General features: G+C 58.9%; 19 protein-coding genes. 10 read left to right on the top strand and 9 right to left on the bottom strand.

The window, feature by feature from the left end; all coding sequences use genetic code 11:
* Positions 1 to 304: 304 nt before the first annotated feature.
* Positions 305 to 1279 carry a LysR family transcriptional regulator gene (locus tag ACIOVD_RS11880; RefSeq protein ID WP_095168630.1) on the bottom strand — a complete coding sequence of 325 codons (975 nt, stop codon included), beginning with the start codon at positions 1277 to 1279 and terminating at the stop codon, positions 305 to 307.
* A 160-nt stretch (positions 1280 to 1439) separates the two neighbouring features.
* Between ACIOVD_RS11880 and ACIOVD_RS11885 the strand changes: the two genes are divergently transcribed.
* From ACIOVD_RS11885 to ACIOVD_RS11910, 6 genes are all read left to right on the top strand, one after another.
* Positions 1440 to 2750, top strand: coding sequence for an MFS transporter (locus tag ACIOVD_RS11885; RefSeq protein ID WP_095168628.1), 1311 nt, complete (start codon positions 1440 to 1442; stop codon positions 2748 to 2750).
* Positions 2750 to 3502 carry a class II aldolase/adducin family protein gene (locus tag ACIOVD_RS11890; RefSeq protein WP_320332361.1) on the top strand — a complete coding sequence of 251 codons (753 nt, stop codon included), beginning with the start codon at positions 2750 to 2752 and terminating at the stop codon, positions 3500 to 3502. Before ACIOVD_RS11885 ends, ACIOVD_RS11890 begins: the two co-directional genes overlap by 1 nt.
* Positions 3503 to 3504: 2 nt before the next feature.
* Positions 3505 to 4437, top strand: a complete 933-nt coding sequence (locus tag ACIOVD_RS11895) for a 2-hydroxyacid dehydrogenase (protein ID WP_401127849.1) — start codon at positions 3505 to 3507, stop codon at positions 4435 to 4437.
* Positions 4438 to 4525: 88 nt separating this feature from the next.
* The gene (locus ACIOVD_RS11900) at positions 4526 to 5548 is read left to right on the top strand and encodes a histone deacetylase family protein (protein WP_401127851.1); all 1023 of its coding nucleotides are present in this window, start codon (positions 4526 to 4528) and stop codon (positions 5546 to 5548) included.
* Between the two features lie 201 nt (positions 5549 to 5749).
* Entirely contained in the window at positions 5750 to 7096 is a 1347-nt protein-coding gene (locus tag ACIOVD_RS11905; RefSeq protein WP_401127852.1) for an OprD family porin, read from the top strand.
* A 209-nt stretch (positions 7097 to 7305) separates the two neighbouring features.
* A complete protein-coding gene (locus tag ACIOVD_RS11910) occupies positions 7306 to 8532 on the top strand; it encodes an MFS transporter (protein WP_095168620.1) in 1227 nt (408 codons plus the stop codon).
* A gap of 34 nt (positions 8533 to 8566) precedes the next feature.
* Here the strand turns inward: ACIOVD_RS11910 and ACIOVD_RS11915 are convergent, their stop codons facing one another.
* Both ACIOVD_RS11915 and ACIOVD_RS11920 read right to left on the bottom strand, forming a co-directional pair.
* Entirely contained in the window at positions 8567 to 10180 is a 1614-nt protein-coding gene (locus tag ACIOVD_RS11915) for a mechanosensitive ion channel family protein (protein ID WP_401127855.1), read from the bottom strand.
* Between the two features lie 300 nt (positions 10181 to 10480).
* Positions 10481 to 11728 carry an OmpP1/FadL family transporter gene (locus ACIOVD_RS11920; protein WP_401127857.1) on the bottom strand — a complete coding sequence of 416 codons (1248 nt, stop codon included), beginning with the start codon at positions 11726 to 11728 and terminating at the stop codon, positions 10481 to 10483.
* Positions 11729 to 12133: 405 nt separating this feature from the next.
* On the opposite strand from ACIOVD_RS11920, the gene ACIOVD_RS11925 reads away from it, so the two are divergent.
* Positions 12134 to 13789 (top strand): arylsulfatase, encoded by a 1656-nt coding sequence (locus tag ACIOVD_RS11925; protein WP_095168613.1) that lies wholly within the window; start codon positions 12134 to 12136, stop codon positions 13787 to 13789.
* A 380-nt stretch (positions 13790 to 14169) separates the two neighbouring features.
* Here the strand turns inward: ACIOVD_RS11925 and ACIOVD_RS11930 are convergent, their stop codons facing one another.
* The gene (locus ACIOVD_RS11930) at positions 14170 to 15597 is read right to left on the bottom strand and encodes an efflux transporter outer membrane subunit (RefSeq protein ID WP_401127859.1); all 1428 of its coding nucleotides are present in this window, start codon (positions 15595 to 15597) and stop codon (positions 14170 to 14172) included.
* An 89-nt stretch (positions 15598 to 15686) separates the two neighbouring features.
* Between ACIOVD_RS11930 and ACIOVD_RS11935 the strand changes: the two genes are divergently transcribed.
* From ACIOVD_RS11935 to ACIOVD_RS11945, 3 genes are all read left to right on the top strand, one after another.
* A complete protein-coding gene (locus ACIOVD_RS11935) occupies positions 15687 to 16301 on the top strand; it encodes a TetR/AcrR family transcriptional regulator (RefSeq protein WP_095168605.1) in 615 nt (204 codons plus the stop codon).
* Positions 16302 to 16377: 76 nt separating this feature from the next.
* The gene (locus ACIOVD_RS11940; RefSeq protein ID WP_401127861.1) at positions 16378 to 17484 is read left to right on the top strand and encodes an efflux RND transporter periplasmic adaptor subunit; all 1107 of its coding nucleotides are present in this window, start codon (positions 16378 to 16380) and stop codon (positions 17482 to 17484) included.
* Positions 17481 to 20549, top strand: a complete 3069-nt coding sequence (locus tag ACIOVD_RS11945; protein WP_401127863.1) for an efflux RND transporter permease subunit — start codon at positions 17481 to 17483, stop codon at positions 20547 to 20549. The genes ACIOVD_RS11940 and ACIOVD_RS11945 overlap by 4 nt, the downstream gene beginning before the upstream one ends.
* 306 nt (positions 20550 to 20855) lie before the next feature.
* On the opposite strand, the gene ACIOVD_RS11950 is transcribed toward ACIOVD_RS11945, so the two are convergent.
* From ACIOVD_RS11950 to ACIOVD_RS11970, 5 genes are all read right to left on the bottom strand, one after another.
* Positions 20856 to 21713 (bottom strand): hypothetical protein, encoded by an 858-nt coding sequence (locus ACIOVD_RS11950; protein ID WP_095168599.1) that lies wholly within the window; start codon positions 21711 to 21713, stop codon positions 20856 to 20858.
* A 195-nt stretch (positions 21714 to 21908) separates the two neighbouring features.
* Positions 21909 to 22292 (bottom strand): nuclear transport factor 2 family protein, encoded by a 384-nt coding sequence (locus ACIOVD_RS11955; RefSeq protein WP_159996353.1) that lies wholly within the window; start codon positions 22290 to 22292, stop codon positions 21909 to 21911.
* 47 nt (positions 22293 to 22339) lie between these two features.
* On the bottom strand, positions 22340 to 23575 hold the full coding sequence (locus tag ACIOVD_RS11960; protein ID WP_401127866.1) for an MFS transporter: 1236 nt from the start codon (positions 23573 to 23575) through the stop codon (positions 22340 to 22342).
* Between the two features lie 115 nt (positions 23576 to 23690).
* Entirely contained in the window at positions 23691 to 24314 is a 624-nt protein-coding gene (locus tag ACIOVD_RS11965) for a malonic semialdehyde reductase (RefSeq protein ID WP_159996355.1), read from the bottom strand.
* Positions 24315 to 24337: 23 nt separating this feature from the next.
* Positions 24338 to 25333, bottom strand: a complete 996-nt coding sequence (locus ACIOVD_RS11970) for a VOC family protein (protein WP_401127868.1) — start codon at positions 25331 to 25333, stop codon at positions 24338 to 24340.
* Positions 25334 to 25512: the final 179 nt, after the last annotated feature.

Below are 25512 nucleotides of genomic sequence, written 5' to 3' on the forward strand. Positions count from 1 at the left end.
GACATCCCCTTGTTATTGTAGTGAGCGCATGAGACCGCGCGGATCGCGGTCCGCGGCGATTAAGCGCCAGGGGTCTGGGGGCTTACAAAGGATGGTTCTTCAATGGATGGATGACGTGGGGTCATCTATGGGAGGGCTGGCTTGCCGAGCCCCACAGGGTCTGGTGTATGCAGGGACCTGTGGGAGCTGGCTTGCCAGCGATGGTTGCAAGGACGGCGCGGTGCATCAGGTTGTGCGCGTTATCGTTGGCGACCATCGCGAGCCTGCTCGCGATGACCGTCTACGATGGCGCGCAGTACCGAACCTAAAACCGCTCAGCCAGATCCGTGGTCATGAGCATCTGCTGGAACCTCTCGAGAAATACCGACTCAGCCTGAGTCAGTTTCTGTTCACGGTTCCACAGCAAGTAGACATTCACGTCAATCACTCCCTCCCATGGCGGCAAGCGCCAGACTTCTCCAGCCAGCACATCAGCCGCGACGATGTGCTCCGGCAGGCAACCGATGCCATAACCTGCGCCCACCAGCCGGCGGATTTCATCGAGGCTCGGAGACGAAGCAACAATGCGCCCAGTGAACCCTTGCTGATCACGAAACACCGTAAGCGGCGACAGGTTGCCGCCAATCTGGTCGCTGGTAAAACTGACGAAGTTTTCACTCTGCAAATCCGCCAGGGTCAGGTTCGTGCGACCGAACAGCCGGTGCCGCTTGCCGCAGAAAAACGCATAGCGCTGCTGCAGCAACACCCGTTGCTCAAGCTTGGGCTGTGGGGTGCGGCACAGGCTCAGGCCGAACGAGGCGGTTTTTTGCAGCAGTGCGCTGGCCACATCCGAGCTGCGCAGCACATCGACCTCGAACTCCACCTGCGGGTATTCAAGGTGAAATTGCGCGAGGAACTCATCGTAGCAGCGTGATTGAATACGACTGATGGTCAGCATGCGGATCTTGCCCACCACCGTCTCGGCGGGTGAATCCAGGGCTGGGCCCAGGCGCGAGACCGTGCCGTACAGTTCGGCGGCGATCTGCATGACTTCTTCACCGGCCTTGGACAGGCTGATACGCGGCCCACGGCGCACCACCAGCGCGCTGTCGAGTTGCTCCTCCAGGCGCCGCAGGGCCTGGCTGATGGCCGGCTGGCTCAAGTGCAGGCGCGCGGCGGCCCGGCTGATGCTGCCTTCCTGGCCGATCACCAGGAAGGTGCGCAACAGATTCCAGTCCAGGCGGTCGTTGAGGAAGCGCTTGGCGTCGGGATCGCGTAACGAAGGGCCGGCAGGGATCATCATTATTCCTGGTGCTTATACTTGAGTATTTAGATTAGAAGCTTTTCCTAGCATAGGGGCTGGCGCAAGATCCAGCAACGCACCGCCAGAGTGCGAACGTCGTGCCTGCGCATGACACACATTTCCTCCTGCTTATAACAATGACGTCCAGGAGCTACAGATGACGAGCACTACCTCAAGTCCGCGACGTGCCGCGGCAGCGGCCTTTATCGGCACCACCATCGAATTCTACGACTTCTACATCTATGCCTTCGCGGCAGCGCTGGTTCTCGGCCAGCTGTTCTTCCCCAGTGAAAACCCGATGCTCAGCACCATGGCGGCGTTCGGCAGCTTCGCGGTCGGCTTTATTGCCCGCCCGTTCGCCGGCATGGTCTTCGGCCATCTGGGCGACCGCCTGGGGCGCAAGAAAATGTTGCTGGTGACCATCGTGCTGATGGGGGTGGCGACCACCTGCATCGGCTTGCTACCCACTTATGCCCAGGCGGGTATCTGGGCCCCGATCGGCCTGGTGGTCCTGCGTTTACTGCAAGGGATTTCGGTCGGTGGCGAATGGGGTGGTGCGGTGCTGATGGCCAGTGAACACGCGCCCAAGGGCCGCAAGGTGTTCTTCGCCTCGTTCGCCCAATGGGGCAGCCCGGCCGGCCTGCTGTTGGCGCTGATCGCATTCCGCTGCATCAGTGAAATGGAGCAGGACGCACTGATGAGCTGGGGCTGGCGTATTCCGTTCCTGATGAGCGGCGTGCTGATGATGGTCGGCCTGGCGATTCGTTTCGGCGTGCCTGAGTCGCCGGAGTTTGCCGCGGTCCAGGACAGCGGACAGACCGCCGAGAACCCGGTGCTGGAAGTTATCCGCAAGGACTGGAAGAGCATTCTGTTCGCGGCCCTGGCGGTGACCATCGGCTCGGGCGGTTTCTTCTTCACCAACACCTTCATGATCACCTACGTCACGCAGTACCAGGGCATCGCCAAGACCACGATCCTCGACTGTCTGTTCGTGGTCACCGTGCTGCAATTTCTCTCCCAACCCTGTTCTGCGCTGTTGGCCGAACGCCTGGGTGAGGGACGCTTCCTCAAGTGGGTGGCGTCGCTGTGCATCCTGGTGCCGTACCCGATGTTCCTGCTGGTACAGACCGGCAACCTGTTCTACATGACCGCGGGGATTGCCCTGGCGGTACTGCTGCTGGCAGCGCTGTACGCGGTGATCGCCGGCTACATGGCTGAAGCCTTCCAGGCACGGGTGCGTTACTCGGGCATCTCGATTGCCTATCAGTTGGGCAGCGGCGTGAGTGGTGGCCTGACACCGTTGATCGGCACCTTCCTGGCGGGTCACTTCGCCGGTCAATGGTGGCCGCTGGCAGTCTTCTTCAGCGGGCTGGCGCTGATGTCGTTGATCGGTGTACTGGGCCTGGCTTATTTGCGCGGCGTCAATGCCAAGCCGGTCGGGCTGCCCCTTTCCCAAGGAGTTGTTTAATGAGCAAGCCAAGCGCTATGTCGCAAATCGAGTGGCAGTCGCGCTGCGAGTTAGCCGCGCTGTATCGGCTGGTCGCCTACTACCGCATGACCGACCTGATCGACACTCACATCACCCTGCGTGTGCCCGGGCCGCAGCGGCATTTCCTGATCAATCGCTACGGCGTGGCGTTCGAGAAAATGCGCGCCAGTGACCTGGTCCTGATCGACCTCGAGGGCAACGTGGTCGATGGTCAGCACGGTGGGCACGTCAATGCGGCCGGGTTCGTCATCCATTCGGCGATTCATGAGGCTCGCCCGGATCTGCACTGCATCATCCACACCCACACCGCTGCCGGTATGGCGGTGGCTGCCCAGCGCGACGGGTTGTTGCCGCTGACCCAGCACGCGCTGAAGTTCTACGGCAACCTGGCGTATCACACCTACGAAGGCATCGCGTTGTCGATGCACGAGCGCGAGCGGCTGGTGGCTGACCTGGGCTCGCACAAAGCGATGATCCTGCGTAACCACGGCCTGCTTGCGGCCGGTGACAGCGTGGCGGCAGCGTTCCACGAAATCTACTTCCTGGAGCGCGCCTGCCAGGCGCAGATCCAGGCGATGTCCGCCGGGGTAGCGCTGAACATCCCCGACGAAGCCGTGTGCCGGCACACCGCCGCGCAGTTTGGCCGTGAGGGTATCGAGGGGATCATTGATCTGGCCTGGCAGGCCGCGCTCAGTCTGATCGACGAGCAGCGCGCCGATTGGTGCCGTTGACCATGGCCAGTCTCGTATTGTTGTGCCAGAACCCTGCGCTGACCGATTGGCTGGCCGCGCTGTTCGCCAGCCATGCTCCGCACTTGCAGGTGCTGCGTCCTGAAGATTCAGGCGCACAGCAGGCCCAGGTTGCGGTGTGCTGGTTCCCACCAGCGGGCAGCCTCGGCGCCTTGCCGAACTTGCGCCTGGTGTACTCGATTGGCTCGGGGGTCGACCACCTGGCCCAGGATCCTTCGCGTGATCCGGCGCTGCCGGTATGCCGGGTGGTCGACCCGGATCACACCCAGGGTATGAGCGAGTACGTGCACTGGGGGGTGTTGCATTTTCACCGCGGCTTCGACCAGGTGATAACCGGCAACGCTGCACAACGCTGGCAGCGTCCGCTGCAGCGCCGTGCGCAAGGGTTCCGGGTCGGGGTGATGGGCCTGGGAGCGATCGGGGCACCGGTGGCCATGCGGCTCGCCGAGGCCGGCTACGACGTGCGCGGTTGGGCGCGCACGCCGCGAGCAATCGATGGCGTGAGCACCTTCAGCGGAGCGTGCGCACTGCAGGGGTTTCTTTCGGAGTTGGATGTACTGGTCAACTTGCTGCCGCTGACCGCCGCCACTCAAGGTGTGTTGGGTCGCGAGGTGTTCCAGTACATGGCGCGAGGCAGTGCCTTGATCAATTGCGGGCGTGGCCAGCACCTCAATCATCCGGACTTGCAACAAGCCCTGGCGAGCGGGCAATTGCGTGGCGCCTTGCTGGATGTGTTCGAGCAGGAACCGTTGCCTGTGGACTCGCCGCTGTGGCACTCCCCTGGGGTCTGGGTAACGCCGCACATGGCGTCCGCCGCCTCGGACCAATGCATCGCCCAGCAGGTCGCCGACAACGTTTCGCGGCTCGCCGCGGGACTGGCATTGAACAATCTGGTCGATCCCGAACAGGGATATTGAGCGGACCGCTAATTAATCACTGCGCGTTGTGTGCCGCGTTATCGGCCAACGCACATGCAACCTGAATTGTCTTGGCATGAGGTCATCCATGAAAACATTTTTCCACCCGGCACAACGTCTGCACCATCCACGTTCCTACCTCTCGCGCGGGCAGATGCGCGAGCCGCAAGAGGTGCCCGCGCGTATCGACCCACTGCTGGCGGTGGTCAAGAAGCTCGGCTACCCGCTGCAGGAACCGCTCGACTACGGTCACGCGCCACTCGCCGCCGTGCACAGCCCGGCCTACCTGGAATACCTGAGCAGCGCGTACCAGCAATGGCACGAGGTGCCGGAAGACTGGGGCGATGAGGTGATGTCGAACATTTTTATCCGCGAAGGCAATCCGCTGCGCGGGATCCTGGGCAAGACCGCCCGCTACCTGGCCGACGGCAGTTGCCCGATTGGCCAACACACCTGGCAGGCCGCTTACTGGTCAGCGCAAAGTGCGGTGGCCGCCGCCCAGGCGATTATCCAGGGCGATGAGGCGGCCTACGCCCTGTGCCGTCCACCAGGACACCATGCCCGTGCCGAAGGCGCTGGCGGCTTCTGTTTTCTGAATAACGCAGCAATTGCCGCCCAGGCGTTGCGGGGCACGTTCGCCAAGGTCGCGGTGCTGGATACCGACATGCACCATGGCCAGGGCATCCAGGAGATTTTCTACGACCGCGACGACGTGCTCTACGTGTCGATCCATGGCGACCCCACCAACTTCTACCCGGTGGTGGCCGGCTTCGACGACGAAACCGGCACTGGCCGCGGTGAAGGTTTTAACCTGAACCTGCCGATGGCCCACGGCTCCAGCGAGGCGGATTTCTTCGCATGCATGGACCAGGCCGAGGCCGCCTTGCGCGCCTTCGCCCCAGACGTACTGGTGCTGTCGCTGGGTTTTGATATCTACGAAAACGACCCGCAGTCCAAGGTCGCGGTAACCCATGAAGGTTTCCGAGTACTGGGCCAGCGAATCAAGGCGCTGGGCCTGCCATGCGTGGTGGTGCAGGAAGGCGGTTACGACATCGCCACCCTCGACGAAAACGCTGCGCGGTTCTTCGACGGCTTGACCGCCTCGCGCTGAGCCTCAATCGCCCGGGCTGGTTAACCCACCAAGGGTTGCAGCCTGGGCTTACCGAGCAATACCTAAAACAACAAGGGTGCAACTTACGCCTCGGCGCAAGTTAGCGGTCGGGCTTGACCTTGCCCGCAGCAAACACACCTGGTCCAGAACAATAAAAATTCACGCTGCCACTCTTAAACGTTGGCAAAAAGGAAGTGCACCATGTGGTTCAAACTTTTCACCCTGGGGATGGCCGGCGCCAGCGTCTGCCTGAGCAGTACCGTAGTGGGCGCGGCAGAGTCGGCCAGCGGCTTTATTGAAGACAGCACGACGTCGGTAGGTTTGCGTAACTTTTACTGGAATGCCGACAACCGTAGCGGCAGCTACCGCAACCCCGAAGGCGAACGGCAAAGTTATCGTCAGGAGTGGGCGCAGGGGGTACTGGCCAAGTTCAACTCAGGTTATACCCAGGGGCTGATTGGTTTCGGCATGGATCTGCATTACATGGGGGCGCTCAAACTCGACGGCGGCAACGGACGCGTCGGGGATGGCATCGGCAATGGCGGCATCGTTGCACGGGACAATCAAGGAGAGCCTAAAGGTGGCTACTCCAAGGCCGGTGGCGCGGTGAAGATGCGGGTCGGCCATACCGAGTTGGCCTACGGCGATCTGTTTCCCGATTCGCCAGTGCTCAAATACGGCGACATTCGTCTGTTGCCGCAAACATTAAGGGGCTTCAACGCCACGGATCGCTCGCTCGACGGCCTGACCCTGAATGCCGGGCGTTTTGTCTCCAGCAGCGACCGCGCGCAACCCAATCATGGTGGGCATCTGGGCACGGCCTACAGCGGGCGCCAGGCCGACAGCGAGTTCGTCAGTTATTACGGCGGTATTTACACGGGGGTCAACAACCTCAAGATCAAGCTGTTTGGCTCCGAACTCGATGACATCTGGAATCAGCAGTTCGCCTCGCTTGACTACCGCCTGCCATTGACCGTCGGCGGCGTGGTGAATACCGGCGTCAACTATTACCGTACCCGCAATACCGGCGCGGCATTGCTGGGCGATATCCGCAACGATGCCTGGAGTGCGCGCGCGGGCTATGCACTGGGTGGGCACAAGTTTGAACTGGCCTATACGCAGATCGATGGCGACCAGCCATTCGACTATGTCTGGAACAGTTTTGATATCGAACTGGATGCGGCCTCCCAGGGCAGTGACTTCAACAGCCCCAACGAAAAGGCCTGGAGTGCCCGCTATGACCTGGATGCCGCCGTGCTCGGCGTGCCGGGCCTGACCTTCACCGCGCGCTACATTCGTGGCACTGACATCGACGGCAGGGATGCCGGCGGTGCCTACTCCCGATACCAGGCGGTGCGCGATGGTTCGCAGTGGGAGCGGGACCTGTGGGTCAAATACGTGGTGCAGTCAGGACCGGCGAAGAACCTGTCGCTGCGCTTGATGCTCGCCTCGATGCGGACCGGTGGCGATTACGGCGCGATTGCCAACGACCTGGATCAAACCCGGATCATCCTGGACTACCCCTTGGACCTGGGTTTCCTGCGCTAGCTTGAACGCGCTCCCAGCGAGCGCAATCAACAGAGGCCATCGCCGGCACCGCCGTGTATGGCCTCCCCCCGCCAAGAACCTCGCATTGATTGCGCTGATGATTACTATCGAGCGGCACGCCTGTTGAATATCCAGGACTGATTCCTATAATCGCCTCCCTTTTTCCCCCCGCCTGCCTGCAGGCGACCTGTCCCTCTGGAATCAACACCATGCCAAGCGCCAGCCAGGCCCCTCGCGACATCCCCGAACATAGCCAACAAAGTGTCAAACAGCAGTGGTTGGCGATTCTCTCCGTCGCCGTAGGTGCATTCGCCCTGGTCACCAGTGAGTTTCTTCCGGTGGGCGTACTCAACGATGTCGCCAGCGACCTTGGCATCAGTGCCGGCCACGCCGGCCTGATGGTTACCCTGCCCGGCATCATGGCAGCCCTGGCCGCCCCCTTGCTGTCTGTCGGGATTGGCGCCATGGACCGTCGTTATCTACTGATCGGCCTGACGTTGATCATGATCATCGCCAACTCGGTCGTGGCCTTCGCCAGCGACTTCAACCTGCTGCTGTTCGGGCGCGTACTGCTGGGCATCAGTATCGGCGGCTTCTGGGCGACTGCCATCGCGCTGAGCGGCAGGCTGGCACCCAAGGGCGTTGGCGTCGCCCAGGCGACCTCGATAATCATGGTCGGCGTGACCTTGGCCACCGTCCTTGGCGTACCAGTAGGCACCTGGCTCAGCGGCCTGATGGGCTGGCGCATGACGTTCCTGATCACCGCGTTGATGGGTATTCCGGTGCTCCTGGCGCAGGTCTTTCTCCTGCCCCGCCTGACCCCGGAAAAGGCCATCCGCATCAGTGACCTGCCAGCCCTGTTCGTCAATCCACAAGCGCGCGTTGGCTTGATTGCGGTATTGCTGATTGGCCTGGCGCACTTTGCCGCCTACACCTACGTCGCCCCCTTCTTTAAACACAGTGCCGGCTTCGATGGGCCGACTATTGGCTCGTTGCTGCTGCTCTTTGGCGTGGCCGGGGTCATGGGTAATATTTTTGCCGGCTTCGCCGCCAACCGCAGCGTACGCCATACCCTATTGCTGGTCGCGCTGATGATCGGCACCAGCACCGCCCTATTCCCCCACTTCGCCACCGGCATGACCGGCGCGGCGATGCTGATCGCGCTCTGGGGTTTCGCCTTTGGCGCCTTCCCGGCCTGCGCCAGTATCTGGATGTTTGTCGTAGCGCCCAAGGATGTCGAACGCGGGATGCCGCTGTTTGTCGCCTTGTTCCAGGTGATTATTGCGCTGGGTTCGTTTTTCGGCGGGCAGATCGTCGACCACCTGGGCAGCTCGGTGCTGCTGAGTCTTGCCACGGCGCTGGTAGGTTGCGGTTTTGTCACGGTGCTGGTGCTGGGGCGTAATATCACCAATAGCCTGGCGGCCCAGCCCTGCTAACCCGGGCCAATTTGTGGGCGCCCTTCAATAGCGCTCACAGTTCCTTCGATTGTTGCGCGGGTGCGGTAAACCACTTGTCCTTGGGTACACGCTTCTCTTCGCTGGGGTCACCGAGATAGTGCGGCGACATAATTTGCACTGAATACTCGTTGAATACGTCCTGAATATTGGCGTGCAACAGGCTGAGCAATACCGCCCGCGGTCGGGGTTGACTGGGAATTGCCTGGGCCACCAGTCGATACTCGGGATAGAAGTCCGACAACGCGGTCTGGAACACCTGCGCCGGAGGGTCTTCGAGAACGCCGGGGGTGCGCCTGGCGGCCTCCAGCAACATCGCCTCGACCTGCCGCCACGGCGTGTCGTAACCGATGGTCACGACCGTGTCGACCACATACCCAGGACCTTGCACGGTACGGGAGTAGTTCTTGGTAACGGTGGCGGTAATCATCGAATTGGGCAGCGTCAACACCTCCCCCAGACCTGTTCGGATGCTAGTCGTGAACATGCCCAGCTCTGTGACGGTGCCTTCATAGTCGCCAATGCGCACGAACTCCCCGGGACGCAAGGTTCGGGTGTACGTGAGGATCAATCCGGCCGCCGCCTGCCCGACCACACTGGTGGCACCGAGGGAAATCATCAAACCAATCAGTACCGACAAGCCTTTAAAGGCATCTGTACCGGCGCCGGGCAAATAGGGATAAGCCATGGCCAAGGCAAACAGCCAGATAGCCAGGGAGGTCAAGCGCTGGGTCGGGTGCAGGGTTTCTTGATTCAGCCAACTGAAGGTGCCGGGGACCGCCATGCGGCGCAAGATCCGGCGACTGAAAGCTGAGATACCACGGGCAATAAAAAAGATTGCGACTGCGACGCCGAAACCAGGAATTGCACCGACGATCCCTTCGAGTAGATATCCCGCGACGTCCAACAGATAGTTGTTGAGGCTTTCGCCCCAGGGCCGGGTATAGGGAAACCGCGACAAAATAAAGCCAAGCCATTCATACGTGAGCAACAGCACGACGAGCCAGCGCAGTAACCCGAGTAAACGACTGACCAGCGGATACAGGTAATTGGCATCTATTACCTGTACACGTCCGACTTTCAGCGCCTGTGTATGCCGATCCATCAAGTCCGGCAGTTTCCTCAGCAATCTGCGGCGCAGATACGCCATGCCCCAGAGCGCGGCAATCAGAATACCGGTGGCAAGGGCTGCAGCTGCCAGTGACCTGAAAATGAAATGCAGGCTGCGGGCTTCCTGGGTTTCGCTAACCACTTGGCGCAGTTTGTCGGCCGCGCTTTCCGCGGCCTGGCGCACTGACTCATATTGGCTGGCATCGACATCCTGGGGAGAAACAATAAAAGCGCGCCTGGAGCCCAGCAGCACCATATAACTGTTCTGAATGGAGTCGAGGGTGACATTCAGATCGTCTGACTCATCCATTGCCTCACTGATCGCCGCTTTCGCACGCTTGACCCGTATTTCCGGTATTTCACCGTATAACGCGGCGCGGAAAACCATGACGCTGCGGTTGTAGATTTTCAGTTCAGCGGAAGGTGCTTCTACCGTTGCGGGAGAGGCCTGCGCATACCCGGGAACTGAGCAAAACAACCCGACAACAGCAATCAACAGCGCGACAAACCTGCTCCGCATGCGTCAGTTCCTTACTTCACATAATTCAGGTCAGGGGTACGTATCGCAGCGTAGCTCACCGACGGGCTATTTGCTGATTGAGGGGTGCCCGAGCACGTTGGCGAACACCGCATTGGCGGCGGTGGGAGGCGTACTTTCTAGCCAGGTAGTTATTGCAGGGCGATTACAACTATAGACCTTTAGTTGGAATTCGCAGATCGGCGGCAAAGGAGTCACGACGACCCAAACTCCATTAGGTTTGGGTCGGTGGTGTAATGGTTAGCGCAATCGGTTCCGTCCACTTGCGAAAACGCTCACACCTCAGAATCGCCAGGTCATGTTGCCGCTGAGGGCTTGAATCCAGGCGTCGCCGTACTCCCCGGAGACTTGATGACCCGAGATCGACTTGGTCTGGTCCACAGGCATATCGCCTAGCCAGACCATGGCCCAACTGACGTTGATGTCGGTGTCTTGATTAAGCGCATAGGTTGCGCCTGTGGCGATGCGCCAGGATTCGCCCATGGGTACAATCACGCTGCGTTTGCTGTCGGAGACGGCGCTGCTGTCGTAGGCCATACCAACATTCCACAGCCATTGCTCGGTAGCCTGGTACTGCGCGCCCAGGGACAGGTGCCAAGTGTCCTTGAACCCGGCATCGACTGATTTCGACTGTGCGCCCAACGCCGTGGTGTCGACCTGTACACCGATCTCACCGAACTGCGACCAATCCTGCCAATTAGCCGAGGCCAGCAAAGCCCATTGCCGGTCCAATTGCTGGAACAGGCTGAGGGTCACGGTCTGCGGCACGCTGGTGTCGAGTTTGGTGGGAGTGTCGTTGATGCGCTCCAGCAGACGCCCGTCGCCTTTCACATCCAGCCGGTCTTCGAAGTCCAGATCGACTTTACTGGTGTAGGTCAGGCCAATACGCGTGCCGGATTGCGGGGCGTAGATTACCCCGACATTGGCGCCATAACCCCAGGCCCCGTCCTTGTATTTGTACTGGCCGTCAGCACGATCGGTGAAGCCGAAGGGAGCGCGGTCGATGGCGGTTTGCGCCTGCATCATGCCGTACATGGCCTTGACGCCAACACCCACCGACCATTGCTCATTAAATCGGTACGCAACGCTGGGTACCAGGGACAGACCCAGCAGACTGGAGTTCTGCGCGAAGTAGCGACCGTACCAGTCATTGTCGTAGTTGACCGCCAGGCCGAAGTCACCGTACTGGCCGAAGCCGACGCTCCAGTGGTCGTCGAGTTCATGGCTGATAAAGAAACTGCCACCGGGAATCGGGTCGAGAGCGTTACCGCTGCCGGTTCCTGCGACATTGCTACCGGCGTCGCGATCGAAGCTCAGGTCGCCATACAGCACTTGCAAGCCTGCGGTAATTTGTGTGCCTGACAGGCAACTCATGCCCGCGGGGTTACTGGCGATGGTCGATGGGCCCTGGGCGCGCGCAGCGGCACCGGCGTTGGCCAGGCCGGCATTATCGGTGCCAACTTCGTAGAGCAGAATGCCGCCGGCCCAGGCTTGCTGGCAGCACAGTGCCAGGAGTGTGCAGGCGGGCATGACACTACTTCTGGTTGGCATGATTAACCTCACAACTATCCATTGTGCGAATAACGTAGCGCACGCACCCGACTCCAGGGCGTAACAGTTGGTGCGACCGCGCACGCTCAAGTCGAATAGATACTAGTCAAGAAAACACAAACCATGCTCTTCGAGGCTGCTTGGTATTGAGGCGGTAAAGGTGAACGACCTCAACAGTGAATCCGATTTCGCGCAAGATGCCATTAACCTACTAGGCTCTTTGGGTGCTTTGAATTAAACGGGAGTTCTTTCGATGGGTCGGTTGGCCCCCTTGAACTGCCTTTTGGCACGGCGTAGGGGGATTTACTCACCGAGATCCTGATCGTTGCGTACTTGATGTGTGCGTAACAACTGAAAGGGTCAACCTTCGATAGGGTACCGCTTATGAAACGGCTCTCACATCGTACCAAGTTCTACCTTGCGTGCTCATTGCTCATCGCCCTCAACGTTGCCCATGCAGCCCAGACCGAAAAACCCAATATCCTGTTCATAGTCTCCGACGATACCGGCTACGGTGACCTCGGCCCTTATGGCGGCGGTGTAGGTCGCGGCATGCCGACACCGAGCATCGACGAACTGGCGGCGCAAGGCACCACTTTCTTTTCGTTCTATGCCCAACCCAGCTGCACTCCCGGCCGGGCAGCCATGCAGACCGGGCGCATTCCCAACCGCAGCGGCATGACCACTGTGGCATTTCAGGGCCAGGGTGGCGGTTTGCCGGCAGCCGAATGGACCCTTGCCTCCGTTCTCAAGACCGGTGGCTACGACACTTACTTCACCGGCAAGTGGCACCTGGGCGAAGCCGATTACGCCATGCCCAATGCCCAGGGCTACGACGTCATGAAGTACGTCGGCCTTTATCACCTCAACGCCTACACCTATGCCGATCCAGAATGGTTCCCGGACATGGACCCCGAGACCCGCGCCATGTTCGCCAATGTCACCAAGGGCGCGTTGTCCGGCAAGGCAGGTGAAAAACCGGTCGAGGAATTCAAGATCAACGGCGAGTATGTCGATACGCCGGTTATCGATGGAAAACCCGGTGTGGTCGGGATTCCCTACTTTGACGGATATGTCGAGAAAGCCGCCATGGAGTTTCTCGATACCGCCGCCAAGTCCGACAAGCCGTTTTTCATCAACGTCAACTTCATGAAAGTGCATCAGCCGAATTTGCCGGCACCGGAATTCGTACATAAGTCGATTTCCAAATCCAAGTACGCCGACTCGGTGGTGGAACTCGACACCCGCATTGGCCGCATCATGGACAAGCTCAAAGCGCTGGGCATGGATAAGAACACCCTGGTGGTTTACACCACCGACAACGGCGCTTGGCAGGACGTTTATCCGGATGCCGGCTATACGCCCTTCCGCGGCACCAAAGGCACGGTACGCGAAGGTGGCAACCGAGTACCGGCAATCATGGTATGGCCGGAAAAAATCAAACCTGCGATGAAAAACCACGACATCATCGGAGGCCTGGATCTGATGGCGACATTCGCGTCGGTGGCCGGCATTAAACTGCCGGAGAAAGACCGCGAAGGTCAGCCGATCATGTTCGACAGCTACGACATGACCCCGGTATTACTGGGGACCGGCCCCTCACCCCGCAAAGAGTGGTTCTATTTCACGGAAAACGAACTGTCGCCCGGTGCCGCCCGTGTCGGCAACTTCAAGGCCGTTTTCAACCTGCGCGGCGATGACGGCGCCCAGACCGGTGGCCTGGCGGTCGACTCCAATCAGGGCTGGAAAGGCGCCAGCAAGTACGTGGCAACCGTACCGCAGGTCTTCGACTTGCTGCAGGACCCGCAGGAGCGCTATGACATCTTCATGAACAACTTTACCGAACGCACTTGGTCGATGGTTCCTATCAGCATCGCCATCAGCAACTTGATGAAGACCTACGTGCAATACCCGCCTCGCAAGATGCAAAGCATGACTTACGACGGACCGATCGAGCTGTCGAAATATCAAAAGTTCCAGTCGGTTCGAGAGGAACTGCAAAAAGAAGGCATTCACTTGCCGATGCCCGCCGGAAACTAGTTAAGCAGGCAATGAGCGGCGGCTTTATCTACGGCCGCCGCTTAATGACAGCGTCAACCGTGTTCTTTCGCAGAAATATCGGGTCATGCCCAGTGTCCAGTCAGTGCCAGGCGGTTCGCGAAGGCAGGACACCCTGCACGGCGCTGCAAAAAATCTGGCAATATTCGGCCGCACTGAGGACACAGGCATTACTGTCCGAAGAGGAGATACCGGCGAGCGCCTGCTCCCCGACCCATGCCGCAGCCTCTGCATCGAGGCCGATTTCATTCAGTGAATGAGCAATCCCCAGCAATCGGCTAGGGCTAGACTGTTACTTTGTGGGAAATGAACCTCTGCCGTTTCTGCTTATTTCAGTTAAATAGATCTGTCCCCTCTTGGGATTACCATCCGCCACCGAGTGCTTTGAATGCAGCAACCGCCGAGCGCGCCGATTCCGTTTGTGCCTGGGCCCGGGCGTCGGATGTCTGCAGGAGCTTTTCATCGGCACGTAGCACCTCAATCAAGCTGATCGCGCCTTTTTGATATCCCATGAACGAGGATTGTCTCGCAAAGGCAAGAGCGGTTTCACCTCTGCCCAGCGTGGCAGCCTGGGCTTGGCGATTGGCCAAGGAGGAGAAGGCGTTCTCAACATCTGCAGTGGCTTGCAGGACTGACTGGCGGTAAGCGGCCAGGGCTTGCGCTTCGCTGCCCTTGGCCTGCTCGATCTGAGCGTTTACTCGGCCGAAATCGAAAAGCCTCCATCGCAGCCCTAGTACGGCTGCCGATTGGCTCGCTCCGCTGCTGAACAGATTAGCGCTTGAAACGGCTGTCGCACTGCCCAGCAACGCACTAAGGGAGAGCTTCGGGTAATACTCGCTCATCGCCATTCCAATGCGCGCGCTTGAGGCGGCGAGGCGACGCTCAGCCACGATGAGGTCAGGCCTGCGGCGCAGCAGATCCGCAGGTGTACCGGTCGACGTCAGCTGCGCAGGTTGCGGAATACCTTTGACTGTCGCCAAGGTTTGACGATGGGTGCCGGGGGGGACGCCCAGCATTATGTCCAGCGCATTCATGGCCGCATCAAGTCCCGTGCGCAAGACCGGTACGCTCGCCTGGGCCTGCGCAAGCTCGCCCTCGGTCTGACGCAGCTGGTATTGCGCAGCCAGCCCCTTGCCGTAAAGCAGCTGAACCTTGTCCAGCAGATCCTCCTGCGTTTTGACCTGTTGCTGGGCAATGGCCAATCGGGTTTGCAGGCCCCGGATGGTGATGTAGGTATCAGCCGTCAGAGCGGCGACTGCAAGCCTTGCTGCAACGACACTTGCTTCAGAGGCCTCGTACTCAGCCAATGCAGCCTGTCTGCCGCGGCGCAGACCGCCGAACACATCCAATTCCCAGCTTGCGCTGAGGTCAGCTTCGTAGGCGTTGCCGTAGCGATCATAGCCGGGCGTCGAGTCAAGGACTTGGCCGAGTGGCGTTTCAACTGATTGATAGGCACGTGCCGCTTGGGCGCTGGTGTTGCCCGTGGGTAGAAGTGCCGCCGTTGCAATGCCCAGAGCTGCCCGTGCCTGGGTGAGTTGCGCATTGGCCTGGGCCAGGTTGAGATTCTTGATTAGGGCCTGTGAGACAAAGTCGCTGAGCAAGGGATCAGCGAAACCTTCCCACCAAGCGACATTGCTTGCTGAGCGCACGGTAATATTCGGTTCTTTACCCGGTTGCGTCAGAAAACGATCATTGATTGGAGCATCTGGACGCTGATAATCCGGACCTACGGCGCAACTCGCCAGTAGGCCGGTACTTATGACCAGTGCGTACGTAGAGAGCGGGCGCATTGAACTTCCCCTGAGCAGATTTAAGTTGTGACGATATTACAATATGGTCACTCGTTGTCAATCAGGGCTCGTGGAGCTAAGCTGCAAATATGACTAATCAATCGAAGACGACCCCGGCACGCGGTCCATCGGACCACAGCGTGCGTGACCAGGTCGTGGAAGCGGCCACCCAGCACTTCGGACACTACGGATACGAGAAGACCACGGTCTCCGATCTGGCCAAGGCCATTGGCTTCTCCAAAGCCTATATCTACAAATTCTTTGACTCCAAACAGGCTATCGGTGAGGTGATTTGCGCCAACAGACTCGCAATGATCATGGCCATCGTGGAGGCGGCGATCGCGGATGCGCCAACGGCCTCCGAGAAGCTGCGGCGCTTGTTCCGCGCGCTCGTCGAGGCAGGCAGCGACCTGTTTTTTCACGACCGCAAGCTCTATGACATCGCAGCTGTCGCGGGTCGCGACCAGTGGCCCTCTGCCAAGGCACACGACGAGCGCCTGCGCCTGCTGGTCCAGGAGATTGTTCTCGAAGGGCGGCAGTTGGGCGAGTTCGAGCGCAAGACTCCCCTGGATGAGGCTGTCCAGGCGATTCATCTGGTCATGCGCCCCTACATCAGCCCAGTGCAGTTGCAGTACAACCTGGACATCGTCACGACGGCCCCGGTGCACCTGTCGGCCCTGATACTGCGTAGCCTGGCGCCTTGAGGTTGTGACTATTGACTATATTGGTCACTAAATAGAGAATCGGTTCCCTGTTCACTTGATATGAGTCAGGGATCCCATGCTTCGGTCCAGATCTGCAACCATTGCCGTTTGCTTATTGCCTTTCGTTTTGACTGCCTGCGGCGAATCGTCGAGCGCGCGTGATCCGCGAACTCAACCGCCCTTGGTAAGAGCCGCTACTGTCGCGAGCGCTGATGGCGCATCGCGCTCGTTTACCGGTGTGGTGGTCGCTCGTGTGCAAAGCGATTTGGGCTTTCGCGTGTCGGGGAAGGTGCTGGAGCGCTTGGTTGATACCGGGCAGGCAGTCAAACGGGGCCAGCCCCTGATGCGCCTGGATCCCATTGACCTTGGTCTCCAGGCTCAAGCCCAGGTGCAAGCCGTTGCGGCCGCGGCTGCCCGGGCCAAACAAACAGCCGATGACGAAGCGCGAAATCGCGATCTGGTCGCCGCCGGTGCAATCTCTGCCTCGGCGTACGACCGGATCAAATCCATGGCTGACACCGCAAAGGCAGACCTCAACGCGGCGCAAGCCCAGGCCAATGTCGCTCGCAACGCCACTGGGTACGCCCTTTTACTCGCCGATGCCGACGGTGTAGTGATTGACACGTTGGCCGAGCCTGGGCAGGTCGTCAGTGCCGGTCAACCCGTTGTCAGTTTAGCGAAGGCCGGGCCACGCGAGGCTATCGTCCATTTGCCCGAAACGTTGCGCCCCGCTGTTGGCGCCCAGGCTCAGGCCAAATTGTACGGCAATGGTACGACGACAATCCCTGCGAAGCTGAGGTTGCTGTCCGACGCAGCTGATCCGCTCACGCGTACGTTCGAAGCGCGTTATGTGCTCGATGACGCAAACGCCAACCCGCCGCTGGGATCTACCGTCACGCTGCGCATCGCTGACGACACGCCTGCCCAGCTTGCGCTTGCGGTTCCAATGGCCGCCATCTACGACGCCGGTAAGGGGCCGGGCGTATGGATCGTAACGGGCACGCCAGCAATCGTCTCATGGCGCGCGGTGCAACTGCTGGGGTTGAGCGACGAGTCGGCGGCGGTCAGTGGCGACCTCAAGCCCGGTCAACAGATCGTTGCCTTGGGAGCGCATCTGCTCCACGAGGGTGAGGAGGTGCTGGTCCAGCAACCGGATCACGTTATCAAAGGGGAACGACCATGAGCGGGGGCCGTTTCAACCTTTCTGCACTGGCCGTTCGCGAACGGTCCATTACGCTGTTCCTGATTTTTTTGATCGCCGTGGCGGGAACGCTTGCATTCTTCAAACTGGGCCGGGCAGAAGACCCGCCATTCACCGTCAAACAGATGACCGTGATTTCCGTATGGCCAGGTGCGACCGCGCAAGAGATGCAGGACCAGGTCGCTGAACCACTTGAGAAGCGCCTGCAGGAATTGAAATGGTATGACCGTAGCGAGACCTACACCCGGCCAGGCCTGGCTTTCACCATGGTCTCACTCTTGGATAAAACCCCACCTTCGCAAGTGCAGGAGGAGTTTTATCAAGCGCGTAAAAAACTCAATGATGCATCGAAAAGCTTACCTGCGGGCGTCATCGGCCCGCTGGTCAATGATGAATTCTCGGACGTGACCTTCGCCCTTTTTGCGCTAAAGGCTAAAGGTGAACCTCAACGCTTACTCGTGCGCGATGCTGAATCGCTGCGCCAGCGTTTGCTTCATGTCCCGGGTGTGAAAAAGATCAATATCATCGGTGAACAAGCCGAGCGGATCTTCGTATCGTTCTCCCATGAGCGGTTGGCCACCCTGGGTATCTCTGTGCAGGAGATTTTTTCAGCACTCAATAACCAGAACGTTTTGACCCCTGCCGGTTCGATTGAAACCAGCGGGGCCCAGGTGTTTCTCCGTCTGGATGGGGCCCTCGACACGCTGGGGAAAATCCGCAACACGCCCATTGTGGCGCGGGGCAAAATCCTGAAGCTATCAGACGTCGCGACAGTCGAGCGTGGGTACGAAGACCCCGCGACTTTTCTGGTGCGCAACCAGGGTGAACCGGCCCTGTTGTTGGGCGTCGTGATGCGCGACGGCTGGAACGGCCTGGACCTGGGTAAAGCGCTGGATGCCGAAACGGCCAAAATCAATCAAGGCATGCCGTTGGGAATGACGCTTGCGAAGGTCACTGACCAATCGGTGAACATCAGTTCGGCCGTTGATGAGTTCATGATCAAATTCTTCGTCGCGCTGCTGGTGGTGATGCTGGTCTGCTTCCTCAGCATGGGCTGGCGAGTGGGTGTGGTCGTCGCCGCGGCCGTGCCGCTGACACTGGCGATTGTCTTCGTGGTGATGGCGGCCACAGGCAAGAACTTTGACCGAATTACCCTGGGGTCATTAATCCTCGCGCTGGGTCTGTTAGTGGATGACGCGATCATTGCCATCGAAATGATGGTGGTGAAGATGGAAGAAGGTTACGACCGCTTCAAGGCATCCGCTTACGCCTGGAGCCACACCGCAGCGCCAATGCTTGCCGGTACATTAGTGACCGCTGTCGGCTTCATGCCCAACGGTTTTGCGCAGTCGACTGCTGGCGAGTACACCAGCAACATGTTCTGGATTGTCGGCATCGCGTTGATTGCCTCCTGGGTAGTTGCAGTGGTCTTCACGCCTTATCTGGGGGTGAAGCTGTTGCCTGCAATCAAGCCCGTTGCAGGGGGACATGCCGCTATTTATGACACCACCCACTACAACCGTTTTCGAGGACTGCTGGCTCAGGTGATTGCCCGCAAATGGTGGGTGGCAGGTGCGGTGATCGCTGCGTTTGTGGTGGCGATTCTCGGGATGGGATTGGTTAAGAAACAATTTTTCCCGACATCGGATCGTCCCGAAGTACTGATCGAAGTGCAAATGCCCTACGGCACCGCCATTGCGGTGACCAGCGCCACGACAGCTAAAATCGAGGCATGGCTGCAACAGCAGGATGCAGCAAAGATCGTCACGTCTTATATCGGCCAGGGTTCGCCGCGTTTTTATCTGGCAATGGCACCAGAGCTACCGGACCCATCGTTCGCCAAGATCGTTGTACTGACGCAAAGCCAGGAGGCACGCGAGTCTCTCAAGCTACGGATTCGTGAGGCTGTTGCTCAAGGGCTCGCACCTGAGGCTCGGGTTCGAGTTACGCAACTTGTGTTCGGTCCTTACTCACCGTTTCCGGTTGCGTATCGGGTGACGGGGCCGAATGCCGACACGTTGCGAGAGATCGCTGGGCGAATTGAAACCGTCATGCAGGCGAGTCCGCTGATGCGCACCGTCAACAGCGATTGGGGGCCACGAACGCCCACGCTGCATTTCTCTGTGGATCAGGATCGATTGCAGGCGTTCGGGCTGACGTCGAGCGCAGTTGCCCAGCAATTACAGTTCCTGCTCTCAGGTATCCCGATCACTTCTGTGCGCGAAGACATTCGTTCAGTGCAGGTGGTGGGGCGAGCAGCGGGTGATATTCGGTTGGATCCTGCGAAGATCGAGGGTTTCACACTGGTGGGCGCCGCCGGCCAGCGCATTCCCCTTTCACAGATAGGTGAGGTCAGGGTACGTATGGAGGACCCGATTCTGCGCCGTCGAGACCGGGCACCGACCATCACCGTACGCGGTGACATTGCCGAGGATCTGCAACCACCGGATGTTTCCAACAAGATAATGAAAGAACTGCTGCCGATCATCGCCAGCCTTCCAGATGGCTATCGCATCGAGCAGGCCGGATCTATTGAAGAGTCGGCTAAGGCCACTGTGGCATTGGCACCACTGTTTCCGATCATGATCGCAATCACCTTGCTGATCATCATCCTTCAGGTACGTTCGATGTCGGCGATGGTGATGGTGTTTTTCACCGCACCGCTGGGATTGATTGGAGTAGTGCCAACCCTGCTGCTGTTCAACCAGCCATTCGGGATCAACGCCCTTGTCGGGCTGATCGCACTTTCCGGGATCCTGATGCGCAACACGTTGATCCTGATCGGGCAAATCGATCACAACGTCAAGGACGGGCTTGAGCCGTTCAATGCGGTGGTCGAAGCGACTGTACAGCGCGCTCGCCCGGTATTGCTCACAGCAGTGGCGGCGATCCTGGCATTCATCCCGCTCACGCACTCAGTGTTCTGGGGCACGCTGGCTTACACCTTGATTGGCGGCACCCTCGTGGGGACCGTCATGACCCTGGTGTTCCTGCCAGCGATGTACTCAATCTGGTTCAAGATTCGCCCGGTGAAAGCGGCAAATTGACTGCAAAAAAAGGCGCCACTAGGGCTAATGCCGATCAGTTAAACGACGCTGTCAATTGTAGGAGCGAGCTTGCTCGCGAAAAACGTCAACGATAACGCGTGTATTCAGTATAAACGCGGCGCCGTTGAGTTCTTCGCGAGCAGGCCGCAAGCGGGCACCCGCTCCTACAAAAGGGCTTAACTGACCGGTATTAGCCACTAGGGCGCCTAAAACCGCCCCCCAAACCAAGGGAGCAACAAGGGGGCGGGTATTTGCCAGGGCTGCCGTGGCTTACGTTTTCAAGCCGTACAAATCAGGCGATCCAGTTTAGAAATGCCACTCAAGGTGCATTGTCGGTGCGTAGGTGTCAGTCCCGGGCTTGTTGATCGCGCCATACTTGTGCTTCCAATACTCGTAACCCGGGCCGATCAACAGTTTGTTTTTCGTGCCAAAAGTCATTTGCCCGACATCGACCAACAGCGACGCACGAACCAGACTTTCTTCAGCCGTATCCTCCTTGAAGTAGTCTTTGCCTTTTGCTGTCTTGTAGCTGGCAAACCCCTGGAATTTGAGCGGTACACTTCCCATCTGGAAAGGAAATCCCCAAACCATATGAAGCACATAGTACGGATCGAACTGTATATTTTCGGTCTGGCACGCATTTAATCCGCAATGATTCCACTCCATGGCGTAAAGCAGACTGATATCCAGGTAACCTGGCACGTCGAACTTGAGCGTCGGCCCAACGACCAACATGCGCTTACGGGTAGCGAACTCGGTGTTTTTGTAGTTGAGTTCTACCCCGCTGCTCAGCGCTACTTCTTTCACCGGGCCGAAGGCCAGCGATCGGTCAAAGACCTTGCTCAGGAACAGTTGATGGCGATAGACCAGGTAGGCTTCAGTGGCACCTGAATCGCTGTCTTTTTTAGGGTCGTTGCTGTCGGACTTGAGGACGTCGAGGTTGAAGAAGTTGGAGCCTGTCTCATTGCCGCTGGCATGGCCCAGTTGGTAAATCTCCTTCTGGACTTTGCCCTGGACACTCGGCTCAGTGAAGTCGGTGCCATAGCGAAAGCCGATAAAGGTATCGCTCCAGTCTTTGGCATGTGCGTGATTCGAGGCCAGGCTCATTGCGCCCGCAGCCAGAAGTGCCCTGAAATACGTTTTTTGTAATTGTTGTACGTACATATTCAAGATTCCAATAAGTCAGCAGTTCGGTAGGGACATGCAAGACGACGAAGATCTCCAACCGCTACAAGTTCCAGGCATAAGTACGCCGTGCCCGATTAACCGTAACGGTCGGGATAAAGTTGTCCGCTGTGCTGTTAGTTGCTGAAAAAAACGCCACGCGGGTGATTCAATATCGCGCGCAGACCATCGCCCTCAGACTTTCGAATACCGGGTGGACTGCCAGGCCATCATTTGCCAGCCGGTTTCGGCCTCTCTCCAGACACTGATGTAACGCGAGTTCAATAACATGGGTTCACCTCGGATAATCACGTCCATGTCGATCAGCCCCGTGACAACGGCGCACTCCCCTACCCTGCGGATCTGTTCTTGCCGGCTTTCGAAACCCCGATAATTCCAGATACCTGCACGCATGCCTTGAAGGTAACTGCTCTTGCTGTCGCTTTGGCCATCCGAGTGGCTATAGGTAAGATCGTCGGTATATAGGTTTTCGAGAAACGCCATATCGCCATCGATCATCGCCTGGCGACGGCGCGCCTCCAACTGTGCCAAGTGTTGTATTACGTCTTGCTCTGACATGTATTACCCCTGCGCATGGATATCGAATAGCTCGCGAACCCTGTGGATCAGGGACGAGTAGTTTCCAGTGACACGTTCTGTGCGGAACTCGCCTGGGCTATTTCCACCTGAGGCATGAACAGCATGGTCAAGGTTGCCAGTGCGAAGAAGCCGGCACACACCAGAAGTCCAAGCGCCAAGCTGTAGCTGGTTGCGATGCCACTCAACAGCAATGGGGCAAACGCCGCCAACCCCCGGCCGAAGTTGAAACAGAAACCGGCGCCGATAGTGCGCACTCGTGTGGGGTAAAGGGCACTGAAGTAGGATGCGAACAGGCTGGCGAAGGCATAGAAGAAGGCATAGATCGGCCCCAGCCAAAACAAGATGGCGTTATTCGTCGTGAGCGCATAGATCGACAGCATCACCGCACTCCCCAGCAGCGACAGCAGCGTGGCGTTACGTTTGCCGATGGAGTCTGCGATGAAACCGAAGGCATTTATGCCGATGAAAGCGCCGATGTTCAGGATCGCCATGAAGTTGGCCATCATCGCGATGTTCAGGCCACGTTCTTGCACCAGGTAGGTGGGTAACCAGGTGCTCGCGCCCCAGAATCCGATGACCGCGCAACTGGCTGCCAGGGTGCCCAGCAAGGTCAACCGGAGAAGTTCAGGGGCAAAGATTTCGCCGACCGATACATTCTTATGTAGCTGGGGGCTGGCAATGCTCTTGGCTCTCTGCTCTTGCCACTCACGAGATTCGGGAACAAAGAAAAAGATGTAGGCCACCGGGATAAGCGTCGAGATACCCGCCAGCATGAACAGTACTTTCCAGTCTGGCAGCAGCGTTGCCGCCGCCAATGCCGCGATCGCGGCACCAATCGGAAAGGAACTCAGCACAAAACCGATCGCCCGTGCGCGCTGATGTGCAGGCCAGGTCTCTGTCACATAGGCTGAGACAATTCCCCAGACTCCACCCAATCCCAACCCGGAAAGGAATCGCAGCAGCAAGAGCAATCCCCAGTTGTGGGTGGTTGCTACCAGCGTGGTCAGTACACCGAAAACCATCAGCGATATGAGCAGCGCTTTGCGTCGACCATAATTGTCGGAATACCAACCGGTGGTGATGCTACTGAATCCGATACCGAGCAGAGTCGCCGAAGCGAGCATACCGGCCTCGTTAAAGGTCAAGCCAAGGTCCTGGCGGATAACTGGCAAGGCGATGGTAAGCAGGATGATTTCCATGGCATCGAATAGATAAGCCAGGAAACCGCCGACAAGTACATGCCATTTCGAAATGGACTTCATAGAGGTGTTTTCCTTTTTGTTGTTGTTTTGCCTGACCGATTGATTGAGCGCGATGAGCCGCAGCGCTCAATCAGTCGGGCTGGAGGAATTGCATGTTTGATCGTTTTGCAAACAGCTACAGCAGTGAGCAAGCCTCTTCGAAGTCGAGACGGGGGCTGCGTGAAAACAACTTGCCCGGGTCGCCATAACCGAGGTTGCAGAGGAAGTTCGATTTGATCTGCATGCCGGCGAATCCATGCGATCGCCCGGCGCCTGCGGTGAAGAACTCCTGGTCCACCCATTGATGGTCAAATCCGGACATTGGACCGCAGTCGAGCCCCAGTGCACGGGCTGCCAGGATGAAGTAGCCGCCCTGCATTGAACTGTTGCGCAGGGCCGTGGACTCAATCAGTTCAGGCTGCCCGGCGAACCAATCGCGCACACCGGGGTTGTGGGGAAACAGCTTGGGCAGTTGCTCATGGAAGCAGGTGTCATAACCGATGATTGCGGTCACTGGCGCGCTCAACGTCTTTTCCATGTTGCCAGCGCTCAATGCCGGCAGTAAGCGCTGCTTGGCCTCGGCACTGCGCACAAACACGATGCGTGCCGGGCACCCATTGGCGCTGGTCGGCCCCCAGCGCATCAGGTCATACAGTTCTTTGAGGGTGTCATCACTCACCGGTTGGTCGAGCCAACCGTTCTGGCTTCTGGCCTGACGAAACAACAGGTCGAGCCCCTGCCCTGTGATTGCTTGGTTCATGGCATCTGTCCTCTAACGATTGATCAACCGCGGCGCTGGCGCAACGTTGCGGACCGGGGAGCGGTCTGTTTGGCTGCACATTTGCCGCCAAGGAAATACTCCACCGACATCGGAGGCCCCCACTGATAAAGGCTGTCGTCGCAGGCTTGGGTGAAGCCGGAGGGTGAGTCCTGATTGAAGAGGTCGCCGTCGGTGAAATGCTCGATGAGGTTGCCGGACGGGTCACTCCAGTAGTCGAAGATCTGGCTGCCCAACACATGCCGACCAACGCCCCAGAACGGCCGCCAACCTTGTTGGGTCATCCAGGCATGCCCCAGGCACTGCGCGTCGAAGTCCTGCACCTCGTAAGAGACGTGATGGACGAAATCCTTCTCCGCCTGAAACAGGGCAATGGTGTGGTGGTCGGTCCATGCACTCCCACGATTCAATCGCAGGAAGGCAGCGGTCGGGCAATCTCGATTGGGCTCTTCAACCACCAGATCGGAGGGCAACATGCCAAGCACCTGCGTGTACCAGTCCAGGTGCGCGACCATGTCCTGCACACCGATTGCCGCATGTCCGAGACGCAACACCTGCGCGGCACCTTTACCGGGGCGCTGCACGTCGCCGAAGCGCTGTTTGTCTTGGGCCGAGTTGATGGTCAACGCCGCGCGCAGGGTTAACGCACCCACCGGTTCAATGCCGTGGACCAGTTCGATGCGGCGGCCGGACGGGTCGTGCAGTACGACGGATTGCCCGCCCCCGGGGCCATCAATCGCCTGGATGGAGGAAGCGCCAGGCAGTCGTATTGCCTGTTGCAGGTCATCGAGCGTCTCGACAGCAAAAGCAATGGCTCCAAAGCTGCTGTGCTCGGCTTTCTCGGCGATGTACACATAAGGCAGTGAACAGGCCCCACGCAGGTAAAGCCGCTGTTCGGTACGGTGCATGACGACCAGACCGAAGTCGGTCAGGAAGTGCTCTATCACTGCTAGATCGGGGTGACGGTAGACGACGTGGTTGATGTCTTTTATCTGCAACACAATAGTGCCTCCTTGGCCGCTTGCAGAGTGGTGCCTCTAGAAGCGGGCCAGCGACAAAACTCAGGGTTACCCGGCCGGATTTACTCGGGTACACCCTTCAAGGGGAGGAACAGCAGGCCGATCGATTTCAGGGCAGCCGAGTCCGCGAACGGCCATGCAGCTCGGTAGAAATGTGACTG

The sequence above is a fragment of the Pseudomonas sp. NPDC087626 genome (assembly GCF_044743405.1).
Taxonomy (GTDB): domain Bacteria; phylum Pseudomonadota; class Gammaproteobacteria; order Pseudomonadales; family Pseudomonadaceae; genus Aquipseudomonas.